The 16,136-nt window shown below is 57.9% G+C and carries 16 protein-coding genes; all 16 read right to left on the reverse strand.

The features are described 5' to 3' along the window. Positions 1 to 90: 90 nt before the first annotated feature. Positions 91 to 387 carry a flagellar protein FliT gene (fliT, locus tag AD665_RS16755; protein ID WP_024778650.1) on the reverse strand — a complete coding sequence of 99 codons (297 nt, stop codon included), beginning with the start codon at positions 385 to 387 and terminating at the stop codon, positions 91 to 93. Between the two features lie 11 nt (positions 388 to 398). Beyond that, positions 399 to 794, reverse strand: a complete 396-nt coding sequence (fliS, locus tag AD665_RS16760) for a flagellar export chaperone FliS (protein ID WP_024778649.1) — start codon at positions 792 to 794, stop codon at positions 399 to 401. A 129-nt stretch (positions 795 to 923) separates the two neighbouring features. Then, positions 924 to 2,357, reverse strand: a complete 1,434-nt coding sequence (gene fliD, locus AD665_RS16765; protein WP_024778648.1) for a flagellar filament capping protein FliD — start codon at positions 2,355 to 2,357, stop codon at positions 924 to 926. 82 nt (positions 2,358 to 2,439) lie between these two features. Further along, a complete protein-coding gene (locus tag AD665_RS16770) occupies positions 2,440 to 2,805 on the reverse strand; it encodes a flagellar protein FlaG (RefSeq protein ID WP_024778647.1) in 366 nt (121 codons plus the stop codon). A gap of 72 nt (positions 2,806 to 2,877) precedes the next feature. Next, positions 2,878 to 3,729: a flagellin domain-containing protein gene (locus tag AD665_RS16775; RefSeq protein WP_024778646.1), complete on the reverse strand. Its 852-nt coding sequence runs from the start codon at positions 3,727 to 3,729 to the stop codon at positions 2,878 to 2,880. Between the two features lie 253 nt (positions 3,730 to 3,982). After that, positions 3,983 to 4,252, reverse strand: coding sequence for a hypothetical protein (locus AD665_RS16780; protein ID WP_024778645.1), 270 nt, complete (start codon positions 4,250 to 4,252; stop codon positions 3,983 to 3,985). Beyond that, a complete protein-coding gene (locus AD665_RS16785) occupies positions 4,249 to 5,541 on the reverse strand; it encodes a motility associated factor glycosyltransferase family protein (RefSeq protein WP_024778644.1) in 1,293 nt (430 codons plus the stop codon). Before AD665_RS16785 ends, AD665_RS16780 begins: the two co-directional genes overlap by 4 nt. 86 nt (positions 5,542 to 5,627) lie before the next feature. After that, complete coding sequence (locus AD665_RS16790; RefSeq protein WP_053192877.1) at positions 5,628 to 6,554, reverse strand: ketoacyl-ACP synthase III; 927 nt, start codon at positions 6,552 to 6,554, stop codon at positions 5,628 to 5,630. Positions 6,555 to 6,783: 229 nt separating this feature from the next. Beyond that, positions 6,784 to 9,717, reverse strand: a complete 2,934-nt coding sequence (locus AD665_RS16795) for a TIGR00180 family glycosyltransferase (protein WP_024778642.1) — start codon at positions 9,715 to 9,717, stop codon at positions 6,784 to 6,786. Between the two features lie 50 nt (positions 9,718 to 9,767). Continuing rightward, on the reverse strand, positions 9,768 to 10,505 hold the full coding sequence (locus AD665_RS16800; protein WP_024778641.1) for a cephalosporin hydroxylase family protein: 738 nt from the start codon (positions 10,503 to 10,505) through the stop codon (positions 9,768 to 9,770). 15 nt (positions 10,506 to 10,520) lie between these two features. Then, the gene (locus AD665_RS16805) at positions 10,521 to 11,591 is read right to left on the reverse strand and encodes a class I SAM-dependent methyltransferase (protein WP_053192878.1); all 1,071 of its coding nucleotides are present in this window, start codon (positions 11,589 to 11,591) and stop codon (positions 10,521 to 10,523) included. After that, positions 11,581 to 12,438, reverse strand: coding sequence for an NAD-dependent epimerase/dehydratase family protein (locus AD665_RS16810; RefSeq protein ID WP_024778639.1), 858 nt, complete (start codon positions 12,436 to 12,438; stop codon positions 11,581 to 11,583). Before AD665_RS16810 ends, AD665_RS16805 begins: the two co-directional genes overlap by 11 nt. Continuing rightward, entirely contained in the window at positions 12,435 to 13,661 is a 1,227-nt protein-coding gene (locus AD665_RS16815; RefSeq protein WP_053192880.1) for a class I SAM-dependent methyltransferase, read from the reverse strand. Before AD665_RS16815 ends, AD665_RS16810 begins: the two co-directional genes overlap by 4 nt. Then, complete coding sequence (locus tag AD665_RS16820; RefSeq protein ID WP_053192882.1) at positions 13,658 to 14,218, reverse strand: dTDP-4-dehydrorhamnose 3,5-epimerase family protein; 561 nt, start codon at positions 14,216 to 14,218, stop codon at positions 13,658 to 13,660. The genes AD665_RS16815 and AD665_RS16820 overlap by 4 nt, the downstream gene beginning before the upstream one ends. Further along, positions 14,215 to 15,297: a CDP-glucose 4,6-dehydratase gene (rfbG, locus tag AD665_RS16825; protein ID WP_053192884.1), complete on the reverse strand. Its 1,083-nt coding sequence runs from the start codon at positions 15,295 to 15,297 to the stop codon at positions 14,215 to 14,217. The genes AD665_RS16820 and rfbG overlap by 4 nt, the downstream gene beginning before the upstream one ends. Beyond that, positions 15,279 to 16,052, reverse strand: coding sequence for a glucose-1-phosphate cytidylyltransferase (rfbF, locus tag AD665_RS16830; RefSeq protein ID WP_024778635.1), 774 nt, complete (start codon positions 16,050 to 16,052; stop codon positions 15,279 to 15,281). Before rfbF ends, rfbG begins: the two co-directional genes overlap by 19 nt. Between the last annotated feature and the right edge of the window lie 84 nt (positions 16,053 to 16,136).

The following is a 16,136-nucleotide window of genomic DNA, read 5'->3' on the forward strand; positions in this document are numbered from 1 at the left end:
GACGCCTGAAATCTGTAAACAGCTACTAGTTAAGTCAAAAAACGGTGCACAGTCAAATTTATGGCGCACTTTGTTCGGATTAACTAAGCATTAACCGAACAGATGGTAAACCTTTGCAGCGTTTTGTGCTTGATGGACTTGCGACATCTCGTCGACTATCGCCTGACGCTCCCCAGTCGCCGCCTCGAGCAGTTGCTTGTAGACCCCCAGCAACTCCTCAAGATTATTGCGCAACGCCGCCTCGTCCAGCCCAGACTCGCTCATGACGTCTTCCATGCAGGTACGGCATGCCAGGTCCAATTGACCAATGGCTTCCCAGTTACGCTCGGCCAGGGCATCAACCAGGGCGTCGCGGGTTTGTTCTATTCGCTGCAGGACAAGACTCATGGGAGCACTCCTTAGAATTGCGGACCAGGCGCGGCGATGGCATCCCAGCCATCTTTGACCGTGCGCAGCAGACCGGCGACTTCGTCGAGGATCTTCGGGTCGGTCTTGGCGTTGGCTTCGGCCAAGCGCTTCATCATATAGGTATAGAGGGCGTCCAGCTCAGCCACCGCTTCGGCCTGGTTTTCCAGGTCCAGGCCCTCACGCAAGCCGCCAACGATGCCAATCGCCTTGCCGATCAGAACACCTTTATTGGCGATATCCTTACGCTCCATCGCCCCCTTGGCCTGGGCGATACGATCCAACCCGCCCTCCATGAGCATCTGTACAAGACGATGGGGGCTTGCTTCGGAGGTTTGCGCCTGAGCGCCAATCTTCTGGTATTGGCGAAGGGCTAACATTGGATTCATGTTCTACCTCATCAAAATCTGCGGTTCGTATAAACACCATATCGACGCCGCGTCAAAAAACTTTAGATCGAAAAAGCCAAAAGCCCGGAGCACTCAAGAACGCTACCGGGCTTTTTGCATCAATCAAACTCAGCTGTTTTTCTGCTGTGCCGTCAGTGCTTCGAACATGGACGTGATGTTGCTGGCGGTGGCTTTCAGCTTGCCGACCAGGGTATCCATGTCGTTGTACTTTTTCGTCAGCACCGCGGTCAGGGTTTCAATCCGGCGATCCAGTGCCAACTGATCATCGCCCAGTTTCGACTTGATCAGATCGAGGTTTTTGGATCGAGTCGTCAAAATGTTATCGACGGTCTTTCCGTTTGAGTCCTTCCTGCCGGTCTCGGTGTAAGGCTTGAGGGCGTTCTGCATGCGCTCGATCAAGCCATTGTCCCCGGTGAACAGCGTCTGGACTTCTCCACCCAACTGCTTATCGTTGAGCGCCGTAGTGAACTTCGCACTGTCGAAATCCAGGGCACCCGTTGTCTGGTTGGTGGTGATCCCAAGCTGAGACAAAACGGTCAATTTGTCGCCGGCACCGGTTTCCGACAAAGGCGCACGCATGGCCGCCAGCAAAGATCGTGGCAATGAGTCACCGGTCAACGCAGCTGAAACCGGGTTACCATCAGCATCGGTCGACGGCTTGGTCAGGGCGGTCACAGCCTTGGCAATGGCGTTGTAAGCATCGACGAATTTCTGAATCGAAGCTTTCAAGCCGTCGGAGTTGGTGGCAACCGTTACCGTTGTCGGACCACTACCGGCAACGACCAGCGTCATGCTCAACCCTGAGACAACGTTGTCCAGTTTGTTGGTAGGACTGGTCATTGCCAGCCCATCGACAGTGAACTCTGCGTCCTGGGCGAGGCCGATGGAACCGGATGAGGTTGCACTCGGCGTCCCCATCAGGACAGAACCATCCGCTTCCAGGCCGGTAATGCCACTGAGGGAAATGTCGCTGCCCGCACCGGTCTTAGTCGACCCCACCACCAGACGCGAACCGTAGCTATCGGTCACGATGTTGGCGGTGAGACCATTGGAAGAGTACTTGCTGTTGATTGCGTCCCGAACCGACTGCAGCGTCGAGCCACTCGGAACGTCAAGAGCGTAATTGGTAGACCCCTGAGTGATAGTCAAGGTACCGGGGTCCACTGCACTGGAGGTACCACCGGCGAATGCCGCCGTTGCTACTTTTGAAGAGGTCGCCAGCTTGGTTACGTTGATCGAGTAGGTACCACTCACCGCCGAGTTACCGGCCGTCACCGTCAGCGCACTGGTGTTGGCCGAAGTGGCAGCGACCCCGGTGAATTGAGGAGTGGTCGTGCTGCCCAGGCTTGTGAGCGAAGACTGGAACGTAGCCAGCAGTGACTTCAGGGTGCCAATCGCAGAAATGTTGGCGGTATTGGTCTTGGTGGCGCGGTCGATCTGACCTTGCTTGGCCGCCTTGTCGGAATCCACCAGCGCCTTGACGATTGCGGTGGTATCAAGGCCCGAGCCTAAACCCAAGCCAGGTAGAATTGGACTTGCCATGTGAAACTCCCTTCAGTGTGCCGCCGGCCTTTTGACCACTACAACGCCCAAAAGAACAGAACAACAAAATTCGTGCCAGCTGTCAGACTTCCGCGCTGAACAACAGGCTATTGGCATCATTCAAACTGTTGGCCAGTTTCAGAACTTCTTCATTCGGGATCTGGCGAATCACTTCACCGGAACCACTGGCAATTACTTTGACTACCACTTTGCCTGAAGGCTCATCAATTGAGAACTCCAGGTTACGCTTGACCGACTGAACGAACTTTTCGATCTCCTGCACAGCCTTCTTGAGTGTTTCCTGGTCGGCAGCAGCGTCTTTAGGGGCTTTCTTGACCGGTGTCACGACAGCGGGATCGGCTTGAGGCTTCTCCAACGACTTGGCGGCCACGGTGGGCGTCGGTTTCGCCGCTGGATAAGACAAGTTCAGCTTGGCGCTCATATCCATGTCCATCACCTCTTGAACGGAAAAAGCGAGAGAGTACGCAAGCGCACTCCCCCGCTAAAGTTCATCCAGCTATTACTGAAGCAGCTTCAGTACAGCGGATGGCAGTTGGTTGGCCTGGGCCAGAACTGCGGTAGATGCTTGTTGCAGAGTTTGTTGCTTGGTCAACTGTGCAGTTTCAGCAGCAAAGTCGGTGTCTTGTACACGACCCAGTGCAGCACTGGCGTTTTCGTTGATGTTCTGCAGGTTGGAGATGGTGCTGGTCAGACGGTTTTGAGCAGCACCCAGATCCGCACGGCTGGAGTTGATGGTTGCCAGAGCCGCGTCGATCGCGTCGATAGCAGCAGCGGTGTTGGTTTCGGCAGAGGCACTGTCAACAGCACTGATCACGATGGTGCCAGAGTCAACGCTCAGAGTCGCTGCGTCGAAGCCGCTGTCCAGGGTCAGGGTGATCTGGTTGTCAGTACCGGTGTTGGAACCGACCTGGAAGGTCATGGTGCCAGCGGAACCGTCGATCAGGTTCTTGCCGTTCAGGTTGGTCGAGTTGGCGATACGGGTCAGTTCGTCCGACATCTGAGCAAATTCTTTGTTCAGAGCGGTACGGTCTGCGGTGCCGTTGGAGTCGTTTCGCGACTGTACAGCCAGTTCACGCATACGCTGCAGGATGTTGGAAGATTCCTGCAGAGCGCCTTCAGCGGTCTGAGCGATGGAGATACCGTCGTTGGCGTTTTTGATCGCAATGGTCTGACCGCGGATCTGCGAAGTCATACGGGTAGCGATCTGCAAGCCGGCGGCGTCGTCCTTGGCGCTGTTGATTTTCAGGCCGGAAGACAGACGAGTCATCGAGGTGGAGAGAGCATCGGAAGCGCGGTTCAGGTTTTTCTGAACGTTCAACGATGTGACGTTGGTGTTTACTGTTAAAGCCATGACGAATTCCTCGTTGGTTGGGTACTGCGGCTTCCGGCCCTGGCAACCGCCGGGTGTGGCCTAGAGAACCTTCGTAATAGTTATCGTCGTATTCGGAACTTGCTTTAGCAGTTTTTTCAAAATTTTTGCCATCAGGGTGCCACCCCTCTTAAATCAAGGACTTGGCTGCGCTCAGGAGGTAAAAAAATGGCGCCAGGGAACCGTCCGAACCTGATCCCAGGAGTGCCATCAGCGCCGATCAATTGAAAAGTGCTCAAAAAGCCAGCCCGGTGCTCAGCAATTCCACCAGCTCATACTCAAGATAGTCGGCCAACGAAATCCAGTTCTGCGACTGCTGATCAGTGAACATCACCCCTAACAACACGCCCCAAGACGACTGGACATCGCCTGGCATCCGTTCAATCCAGGGTTGAGCCGCTTCAACCAGCGCGACCATGGCCAGTCCTGCCTCGACATCCCGTCCCAGACGAAAAAGTCCGGCACAGTCACGGGCCTCATCGATCACCTCTTGAAGCCCGCTCACTTCGTAAACTCCGGATGGAAATCAGTACCGGCGATCATCGCCCCGTCCCGACTGCTGTTATAAAAACGCACCTGAGGATGTCCGGCGATAAATCGCTCCAACTCACACAAATAGCTACGGAAGTTGAGCTGTGTCTTGACCCTCTGGCCATGCCCGTCGAGTACCCAGTGCCTGGCCACCTCCAACTGGGGGCCCAGGTCGCCATCGCTCCAACCTGCGTGAGTCCGATCATGGGGAAACGCAAAGTCGGCACCGAACAGAGTGATCCGTAGCGCCCCCATCTTCACGGCCAGATCAACGGCCGGATGGATTACGCTGCCGCCTACATACAACTCATGCCGGCTCAATTGCTGACGCATCCGGTGATAGATCGGGCTGGCGGAATAACCGACATAACGCGGCCCCCGCCAAGCGCCAATCACCAACGGGTCGGCCATTGGGAGGTAAACCAGCGCAATCTCATCGGTGTCGTCAGGCGGAAGATGGCGTGCGGTAATACGTTGATCGATGCTGACCACGATATCCGGTCGGATCCCATGGTTGATCAATGGCCGGTAGGCCGTATCAACACAGATCAACAATGGTCGTTCGGCCTGCTCACTCAAGCCGCGCAGTCTCTCGAAATGCCGTTCGAGGCTAGGCCCGGTAGCGATGACAAACGCTTCGCGCTCTTTGAAAGAGCCGAACAGCTCCCCCACGTCGCGATCCCCCTGCACGAGATGGAAGGTGGAATGCAGACGCTCAATGATTTCAGGGGCTGCTGGGTCGAACTCCCGATTGTTGAATGTCAGATGGGTTTCACTAACCAACCGGTCGCGAATCTTTGCACTGAAGTCATCGGCCAGTACCAGTTCGGCGGGCAAGGCGAAGAAAGGTAACTGAATTTCCGCTTGGTCTCCTGCGTAAAACAGTTCGACTCGCGGATCATCAAGCCACTGCGATTGATCCAACACCCGCAGCACCAAGGCGAACACCGAGCCGTTAAGAATATTCACGTGCAGGCGCTCAAGCTTTGCCCGCTCCAGCAAACGGCTCTGCAAATCCCCCAATCCCGTGCCATAGAGATGCACGACGGCAGCGTCCGACGGCAGGCTGGACGCCTGCAGCTCAGCCTCGGCACGGCGGTCATGTCGACTGGTCAATTGAATGCCATTGATGCTCAAGGTCGAGCCCAGTCCCTCCACCAGATCGGCCTGCAACCCGTCGACTTCCTCCAACAGCAAGCGCTCGGCCATGGCTGGCCAGCGCTGCTCGATCACCTGGAGATTGCGCTCAAAGAACTCGCTCATGGTGTCTCGACTTTCCATTGGGCAAAAAAATAGCGTTCAAGGTTACACCCTTGGACGCTATTTTTTATGCACGGGTTTCAGGTGGTTCAAGGGCGATAGATAATCGCTGACCCCCAGGACAGCCCAACGCCGAAACCACTCAATGCCACACGCCTCCAATTGGAGTCGAGCACATGTTTTTCCAGCAGCAACGGGATGCTCGAGGATACGGTGTTCCCGGTCTCGACCATGTCCTTGATGAATTTCTCGGGTTCGCCTTCAAAACGCCGCGCAACGGCATCGACAATCGCGGCGCTACCCTGATGGATACAGAATGCATCGATATCATCGGGCTGGAGATTGGAGTCGGCAAGCAACTCATGCAAGTGAGCCGGCACCTTGAGCAAGGCGAAGTTGAACACCTGCCGGCCATTCATGAAGAACACGCCGTCGCTGACCTTCAAGTGCGGCGCACCGGAACCGTCGGTGCCGAACTTGGACCTGCCCAACTGCCACGGTGCGTTTTCGCCCATCCAAGTGGCGGTGGCGGCGTCGCCGAACAGCATCGTCGTGTTCCGATCTTCCGGATCGACGATTTTTGAATACGGATCAGCCGTTATCAACAGCCCATTTTTCAGGCCAGCGGCTTCCATGAAGCCCTTGATAGCGTAAATGCCATAGACATAACCCGAACAGCCCAGGGAGATATCAAATGCAGCCACGGTAGTAGGCAAGCCAAGCTTGTCCTGAACGATGGCTGCCGTATGGGGCAATCCTTCTTCGTCGCCATTTTGGGTGACCACGATCAAAACGTCGATGGTTTCGCGTTTCAAACCGGGATTGTTGGCAAACAACGCATTGGCCGCTTCGACACACAGGTCCGAGGTTTCCTGTCCATCATCCTTGCGCGGTAAGAAAGCGGAACCAATCTTGCCCAGGATGAACTCTTCATCCTTCTCAAACTTCGCACCCTGTGCGTAATTGTCCACGCCGGCTACAGGAACGTAGCTCGCAATGCTTTTTATGCCAATCATTACGGCTTCCCAATCAAAAACAGCCCAATACCACCGCTCGCAACGAATCGAGGGGCGCCGACAATCGGGAAGTACGGAGGGCTATCACTGGGCCTGATGAGGGCCAGGCGCCATCTTCCCGGTCAATACAATACAGTGAAGATGCGCGTTATGACTCGCAGGTCACGAGATTTTTCCCAATAAGCCCTTTTTGCAAGGGCTCTTGGGTTGGGGACAGGAGACGGATGAGCTACGCAAGCAACCGCGCCCAATCCACAGCCACGGCAGTACCCAGCGCAAAACCGGTACCAATCAAAGCCAGATTGGGATTACGGGCTGTGTCGTGTTCGAAACGGGCTTGCCATTTCTCTTGCAAGGCCTCGGCTGCCTGCGGCGCGTCGGGCAATGTGCCGGGATGCAGCATCTGCGCCTGGGACGTCCAGACCGTGAGAAAACCTGCATCGGCCGCCTTCAGGCACAAGTCGACATCGGCAAAGGCCTCGGCAAAGGGTCCTTCGTCCAGACCGCCGATAGCCTCGTACAGCGCCTTGCGGATCATCAGACAGGCACCGGACACCGCTGAGTAGTTCTGCTCCGCCTGGTGGCCGTTGAGGTAACCCTTGGCGTCCTTGCGCTCGCCAATGAATACCGAGCCCACCCCACCGTCAGGCTTGAGCACCAGGCCCGCCTGGGTGGTGATGCCGCGAATGTCCATCTGCTTGCTGCCAACGATCCCAACTTCAGGCCGCTGGGCCTGGTTGAGCAGGCTGTCGAGCCAGTTGGCGTTGATTACTTGCGCCTGGGCCGACAACAGCACCAGGTAATCGCCCTTGGCCTGGGTGCTTGCCCAGTTATACAAAGCCGATGTATTCAGGCGGCGGTCACTGCGCAGGATGCGGATCCGGTCGCCTTTGCCTTCCAGACTGTCCAACCATTGAGCCAGTTCTTCGGATTGGCTGTGATTATCAGCGATCAGTATTTCATGGCGATGGTAACGGGTCCGTTGCAGCACGCTGACCAGCGCCTGCTGTACCTGTTCGAAATTATCACGGCTTTCGAGAATGATCGACACCAGTGGCCGCTCGGCATGCTGGTAATCGATCTGATACGTCAGCGGCTGAGCCGAGCTGACCTGGGCACGATAACCCCGTGCGGCCAGGTGACGCTTCAGGACCTGACGTTCCTGGGGGTTTTCCTGCTCTGTTGGGGCGTTGCAGATCAACAACGGCTCGGCCAGGTGCGCCAACCCTGCCAGCCCTGCGTCCTCGATCAGGCGCAACAGCAAATCCAGCTCCAGGGCCTGGACGTATTCGGCGGTAAATCCACGGGCCTGAGCCAGGACTTCACGACGAATCAACCAATGCCGAGCCATGAATGAAGGGGCCGATTGCAGCAGATCAAGGTTGACCCCGGGACGGAACACGTCGCCAAGACTGCCATCGGCCTTGCGCTGAATTTCGTCCATGGCCACGGCGCGCACGCCTTCTGCATCGATCAGTTCGAGGCTCGCGCGCAGCAGGCCGCTGGCGGTGAACTGGTCACCGGCCTCGGCAAGCATCAGCCAGTCGGCCGTGGATTGACCGATGATTTGATTGATGCGATCGACATAGTTGGTGGTGCTGACTTTGACGAAGTGTACGGTGTCACGCACCGTGGTAGTCGCCGGCAGGTCGCCGGTGGTGAAGACCACGACGTTGAACGCTTTGCAGTGACCGTTGACCAGGCTGTCGAAAGTCGCCTGCAACTTGAACATGTCAGCGTCCAGGTCCAACAACAGGATACTGAAGCGAGGCCCGCCCTGATGCTCAGCCAGATGGCCGTTAATGGCCTTGAGCTGCTGCGTGTCGGGATTACGCGCTTCGAGCCAGCTCAGCAGCCGCCCGGAGTGCATGTTCTCCAGAAGTTGCCGATCCTGTTGGCCCGGTACCGAGTCCAGTTGCTCGCCCCAGGCCAACAACTTCAGCGCTTCCTCGGGCTCGTCACTGTTTTTCAACGACTCGGCCAGGCGCTTCACCACAGTACGGTTGAAAGCGTACAGGCCTTGGGCTTCCCACAAACGGCTGCGTATCGTGCGTTCATTGTCGTTGGGCTGTACGCGCATCAACTCTTGTTGACGCAGCAGAATGCCTTCCAATTGCTGAAGCTGCAGGCGCCCTGCCGGCATGGCATGCAGGAGGAATTCAAACCCGGTCAGCAGATCGAATACCCGCTGGTTGTAGAAAGGCATTTCGACAAACTGCTGCGGCCCAAATGAGCGCACAGGCTCGCCACCAGCCTCCAACCAGGCCGAGCGAATGATCTGCGTACCTTTGAGTGAGCGCCCCTGGAGCAAGCAATCAGCCATGGCTGCAAAGCTGTCCAGAGCGATCTGTTTGACACGCCCGGGGGCCTGTTCAATGAGCGGCGTAGGGAGGGACGCCAGGAACTCGGCAAACTGCTCTCGCTCGGCGACGCTTTTTGCGTCCTTGTAGCTCAGCACAGTCAGCACGTTGGTATTGTGCTCGGAGCCGCCATAATTGAGTTCGCGAACAGCGAACGGGATCGGCAGGATCCGTGCCTTGGCGCAAGCCAGCAGGTAAAAGGTGTGTCCGATTTCCTGCCATTCGAAACTGGTCCCTGGCGGCAACAAGCTGTACCACTGCTGCAGCAGGTCGGTACGAGTCACAGCATAGAACGGCGGCAGGAACTGATCCATGAAACGGATGACCCGGTCTTCGGCCAGTTCGCTGTTGTAATCCTCATGCACCTTGCGATCACGACGGAAGTAACACACCTCGGTTGCACAGGAGAGGTACATGATCCCGTAACCGTGACACAGCCCGTAATCGGGATTGGCTTCGAGAAACTCCACCGACTCGGTCAAAGCATCGTGCAACAGGAAGTCGTCATCGGCGGCGAACACCATGTAAGGCGTTGTGACCTGGCTGACCCCATAAACCAGTTTGTCCTGCAGCCCCTTGTAGGTGAATTGCGGCAAATGCCGGTAGTCGACCGAGGGAAAGTCCCGGGCTATCTGCTCATCACATTCGACCGAAGAATCCAGCACCAGCACCGAGCAGGGGTAGCTGCTGTAGTAATGCAGCGTACGCCGCAGGAATGCGCTGCGATTATGGGAAATGACCACCACCGTGAACCGCTCGCTCAGCGGTGCTACGTTGTCTTGAAGAGTGTTTCGAACCTGCATATTTCCTGTCCCCACAACCTGCCAGACGCCAATGACTTGAAACGGATGAGTTAACGGACCCGACGCAGATAGCCGTCCGGTGCAACAGTGATGAGCAGCTTGTTCTGCAGCTGCCGGTCGATTTCGAAGTCGCCGTTTTCTTCCAGGTACTTCCACACCGCAGTCTTCGGGTTATCCCCCGGGCCCCATGGACGGTCCGGGAAAAAGTCCGCAGGCATGTCTTCCACGACTGTATCCATTACCACGCAGTAACTGCCTACCGACACCAGCGGTGCATAAAGGCGCAGCTCTTCGAGCACGTGGTCATGGGTGTGATTGGAGTCGAGTACCAGAATGACTTTTTTGCCTTGGGCGGCGGCATGAACCTGCTCGGCAATCGCGGCATCGATGCTCGACCCTTCGATCATCGTGATGCGCTTGCTCATCGGATGGCTTTCGATGGCCTCGCGGTTGTGAGGACGAATATCCAGGTCGATGCCGAGCACTTCGCCGTGGCCTTGCAGCTCCAGCAACGAGGCGTAGTAGATGATCGAACCACCATGGGCGATGCCGCACTCGATGATCAGATCAGGCTTGATCTGCCAGATCAGTTCCTGCATCGCCATCATGTCCTGCGGCAACTGGATGATTGGCCGGCCCATCCATGAGAAGTGGTAGCTGTACTTGTGCTTGGCCGACTCGTTAAAGAACTCCTTGGCCAGGCTGACAAGTTTCTGGTCTTGGCCCTGACCGGCAATTTCGGTCTGGCATTGGGCTTGGAAAGCGTTATGAATGGTGTTGTCGGTCATGTTCGAATCTCGCGGTTATTGGAACGAAGCGCTGTCAACGGCGTGGTAGACGTAGCGTCCAGCCGTCATTCGCCTGATTTCTTCGAGGTAATTGGAATTCATCACAAATACGTTTGCCCCTTCGGGCAGGAGGTGCATCGCCTCGTCGGGCGAAGAGACGCGCATACCACTCAATGGCAGGTACCGTCCCTGCTTGGCCGGATTGATATCCACCACGCAGTCCACCGCGACACCGGCCCGCTGCAGGAACAGCGAATAGATTACCCCTTTGGAAGATGCCCCCCAGATAGCAGAGCCTTGGCCCGGGGAGGTCTGGATAATCTGTACGGTACGCCCCAGGCTGCCAGTGAATCCGTCGGGCAAGGTCAGTTTCGACACCGGTTGTTCCGGTCTCAGGCGCAACGTCGCCAAGTCGGCAACGATGTACAGATATTGGCCACCGAACAGATGTCCAGCCTCGTACACCGTGCCAAACATCCGACGCAGATCGTCGAGGCGGAAATAGTTGACGTGCTCATAAAACAGGTCGAACCAGGCGCGATGCTCCAGGATCCAGTCCAGGCACGGCACTTCGATATAGATTTGTCCGCCCTGGTTGGCCGCTGCTATTTCGACCAGGAACTCCACCGGGTCCTGGATATGCTCCAGTACATGACGCAGCACTACCGCATCGGCCGACAGGCCCAGCTCGCGAGTGAACGGCGCCTTGATCACATCGACACTGTCGCCCTCGTAGGCCGGGTCTATGCCGGTGACGGCATAGCCCCGGCCCTTGAGCAGTTCCAGGAAATAGCCCTTGCCACAACCGACTTCAATCAATTGCTGGCCGGTGAAATGCCGGGCGATGATGCTCTCCACATCAGCCAGGTGTCGCTGAAACTGGCCCGAATGGGCCTGTTCGTTCTGGTAATCACTGTCGTAGCTGAGTTTGTCGGCATCGAATGCCTGATTGAATACCAACCCGCTCACTTCGTTCTGGACCAACACCATATCGGCACTCGCCGAGGCCTTGGCTGACGGCTCATCGACAAAGGTACGGTTCTGCAGAACGGGAAGACCGGTGGCCCGGTACAGCTCACGCATCATGTGGAGCCCCCAACAAGGTTTGCAAACGTTCGGCCACACCCCAGAACGCCATGGGTTCGTGAGTCGGGTACGGATAATGACCAAGGTTCAGACAAAGGGCGGCCTCTCGCTCGCGCAGACGTGCTTCGACCAACGTCCGCACCGATACCGGTTGGCCGCTCGAACAATTGACCACACCATTGAATTCACGCCGCCCTAGCAACTGCGCCAGGTAAGCGGCTGCCGTTTCGATCGGCAGGTAATCACGCAATTGTTCACCGCCAGACATATCGAATGTCGTGGCTTGGGCATCGATGGCCCGATCCAGTGCGGCCAGCAAGCTACTGGGATTCTGGCCGGCACCATGGAGATAGAATAGACGTGCCCACTGCAAGGTAAACGGACACTCGCGTTGCAACTGCTCGAGGAACAGGCGCAAGGTATTCTTGGCCATCCCATAGGGATTGGCCGGTTGCGGCATCGTCTGCTCGTCGAGTGGCCCGCTCTGCATGCCATATTCGAAGCAGGTGCCGGTGACCATGACCTGGGAAATACCTGCTTTAACCACCTGCCTGATGAACCGATAATCGGCCATCAGGTTGTGTTCGAAGTGAAACAACGCCTGGTAATTCGGCAGCCCCGGCCACGCCAGGTGCGCCAATGCATCGACCCCGTCAATCAGACCGGCGACGTCCAGCCCTTCGTCGTGAACATCGGCCGTCACGAACTCGACCCGGTCAAACCACGGCAATGCCTGGGCCGACTCGATCCGACGCGCTACAGCCCTTACCTGACCACCACGCGCCAGCAAGGCCTCGACCAGATGACGGCCGACGAACCCGGTGGCTCCGGTCACCAAAATCTTCATAGCACTGTCAACTCAGGCACAGCAATGACGAATCGCCCCTCCCATTGGCGAACCTCAGCCAACTGCTGGCTGACTTCCCCCAACAGGTTCCAGGGCAGGACGAGGACGTAATCGGGCTTTTCCAGCGCTATACGCTCAGGCGATACGATGGGAATCCGGCTGCCCGGCAGGTACTTGCCCTGCTTATGCGGATTGGCATCGGCCACCCAGGCCAACAGATCAGGCTTGACCCCGGCGTAGTTAAGCAGCGTATTGCCCTTGGCCGCCGCGCCGTAACCCACTACGCGCTTGCCTTCGGCCTTGGCCTGCAACAGAAAACGCAGCAAACCGTGCTTGATGGCTTCGGCGGCCGGCGCCAGCGTTGCGTAATAGGTGCGGGTTTTGACGCCAGCATCAAGTTCAGCCTGCAACTGCTGTTGCACCGTAGCCAGCACCGGGCGACGAACGCCATCGGCGCGCTGGACGAACACCCGCAACGAACCGCCGTGGGTCGCCAGTTGGCTGACGTCGAACACCTCCAGGCCGTTGCGCTCGCACAAGGTTTGTACAGCGGTCAGCGACAGGTAGGAGAAATGTTCGTGATACAGGGTGTCGAATTGCTGTCCGGCCATCAGCGTGAGCAACTGCGGAAATTCGAAGGTGGCGACCCCGGCTGGCTTGAGGAGCGTGGCGAAGCCACTGAGGAAGTCATTGATGTCCGGCACATGGGCCAGCACGTTGTTGGCCGCCATCAGGTCGGCCGCCCAGCCCTCGCCTTTCAATTGCGAAGCGGTATCGCGACCGAAGAACAGCTCGCGAATCTCCAGGCCTCTCGCACGCGCCGCCTCGGCGGTGCTGCGGGTTGGCTCGACGCCCAGGCACGCAATGCCGCGGCTGGCCACGTACTGCAACAGGTAGCCGTCGTTGGCAGCGACTTCCACCACCCGGCTGTCGACGCCCAGACCAAAGCGCTCGACCATCTCGTCGACATACCGTTCGGCGTGGGCCAGCCAGGTGCTGGAGAACGAGCTGAAATAGGCGTACTCGGCGTCAAACAGGCTGTCGGCGCGCGTGTAATCCTCGGTCTGTACCAGCCAGCAGTGCTGACAAACAGCGACCTTCAAGGGTACCCACTGCTCGGCCTGCTCCAGTTGGTCAGCACGCACATATGCGTTGGACGGCGGCGACGTGCCGAGATCAATCAGTGGCAACGCCAGGGCAGTCCCGCAACCTCGGCAATTCATACACGCACTCCAGCGAAATGCTCATCGAGCAAGGGATGGTTGCTGTCCCGGGTCGACAGATTATTGACAGGCAGCGGCCAGGCGATCGCCAGCCGCGGATCGTTCACCGACAAACCACCTTCATGCTCCGGTGTGTAGTCGGCACTGTGCAGATAGAGCAACTCAGCATCGTCGGTCAGGGTCTGAAATCCATGGGCAAACCCCGCCGGGATCAACAGGCTGCGACCGTCACCCGCCTTCAAATGCTCGGCGTGCCAGTGCAGAAAAGTTTCGGAATCGGGGCGCAAGTCCACGGCTACGTCCCAGACTTCACCACGCAGGCAAGTGATCAACTTGGATTCCGGTTGCGCCGCGTCCTGATAATGCAAGCCACGCACACTGCCCTGCTGGCGCGTGCAGGAATGGTTGATCTGCCGGATATGAAACGGTTGCCCGAACGCGTCCAGACTGCCTTCACAGAACAGCCGGGAAAAATGCCCGCGCTGATCCTCAAACCGTTTGTGCAGGACACTGAATAGACCGGCCAGTGGCAGTGCCTTCAACGTGAACTCGCTCACAGCGCGCCTCGGTACAAATTCAACTGGCCGAGGCTGACCTGACGCATGTCGTCACTGTTCTGCCAGGCCAGGTGCCAATCCAGGGTCTGCGCCAGGCACTGCTGCAAAGACCAACGCGGCTGCCAGCCCAGCAGTGTCCGGGCTCGACTGCTGTCCAGGCGCAAGAGGCCGGCTTCATGCAGGTCGCTCGATTCAATCCGCAGCCCTGGCGCTTGCGGCCAGCGCTCGGCAAGCAGTTGGACAACTTCGCCGACGCTACACATGTCCGCCTCGCCAGGCCCGAAATTCCAGGCACCGCCGAATTCCGGGCCTTGTTCATGAAGCCTGGCAGCCAGTTGCAGATAGCCAGCCAGCGGCTCCAGGGCGTGCTGCCACGGGCGAACTGCCTGGGGGTAGCGCAACGTCACGGGCTCATCCGCCGACCAGGCCTTGAGCACATCCGGAATCAGGCGCTCAGGGGCGAAATCGCCGCCGCCCAGCACGTTACCGGCCCGTGCCGTGGCCAGGGCCAGGCCGTGTTCGGCATACCGCTCAGCCGAAAAGAACGACGCGGCGTAGGACTGCGCCAGCAGTTCACAGCAGGCCTTGCTGCTGCTGTAGGGATCATGGCCGCCCAAGGCTTCGTTTTCGCGGTACGGCCACAACCATTCCTGATTGGCATAGACCTTGTCGGTGGTCACCAATACACAGGCGCGCACGCCACCAACCTGACGAATCGCCTCGAGCAGGTTAAGGGTCCCCATGACATTGCTGGAGTAAGTGCCCAACGGGTCGCGATACCCCTCCCGCACCAGCGGCTGGGCTGCCAGGTGCAGGACAATCTGCGGCTGCACATCGGCAAGCAGTTCCAAAAGAGCGCCGAGATCCCGCAAGTCACCGCGTCGATCATCAATGCCCTCGCTCACCCGGGCCAGTTCGAACAGACTCGGTTCGGTGGCCGGGGCCAGGGAAAAACCGCTGACCTGGGCCCCCAGGCTTTGCAGCCACAGCGTCAACCAGCTGCCTTTGAAGCCGGTATGGCCGGTCACCAGCACGCGTTTGCCACGCCAGAATTCCGGGGTCAAGTCCATTGCTTCCAAGGAGCCTCCCCGCTTTGCCACAGGGCCTCGAGATGGTTTTTATCCCGCAAGGTGTCCATGGGGTGCCAGAAACCCTCGTGCTGGAAGGCCTGGAGTTGCTGCTGTGTGGCCAATGCCGCCAGCGGCTCGACTTCCCAGGACGTCTGATCGTCGCAGATGTAGGGCAGGACCTTCGGCGAGAGCACGAAGAAACCACCATTGATCCAGCCGCCGTCACCGCGAGGCTTCTCGGTAAAACCCAGAACCCTATCGCCGTCGCGCTCCAACGCACCGTAACGCCCTGGCGGCTGGACCGCCGTCACCGTGGCCAGCTTGCCGTGGGACAGGTGAAAATCCACCAAAGCGCCGATGTTGAGGTCCGATACGCCGTCACCATAGGTGAAGCAGAACGCCTCTTCGTTTTCGAGATAACGAGCCGCACGACGCAGCCGCCCGCCGGTCATGGTGTCTTCACCGGTATCGATCAAGGTCACCCGCCACGGCTCGCTGTAGTTCTGGTGAACGTCCATGCGGTTGTTGCACATGTCGAAGGTGACATCGGAGGTGTGCAGGAAGTAGTTGGCGAAGAAATCCTTGATGGCGTAGCCCTTGTAGCCCAGGCAAATGACGAAGTCGTGGATTCCATGGGCGGAATACTGCTTCATGATGTGCCAAAGAATTGGCTTGCCACCGATCTCGATCATCGGCTTGGGTTTGAGGTGCGACTCCTCGCTGATTCGCGTTCCGAGCCCACCTGCCAGGATAACTGCCTTCATCGTCTCCCCTCTCGTTCATCACCAGGCTCGGCCAAGCGTTGTTTCGCTTTGCGGGCGCAGGGATTACACCGTCAATGCCGTTCA

Origin of the sequence: Pseudomonas corrugata (assembly GCF_001269905.1) — a bacterium.
Taxonomy (GTDB): Bacteria; Pseudomonadota; Gammaproteobacteria; order Pseudomonadales; family Pseudomonadaceae; genus Aquipseudomonas; species Aquipseudomonas corrugata.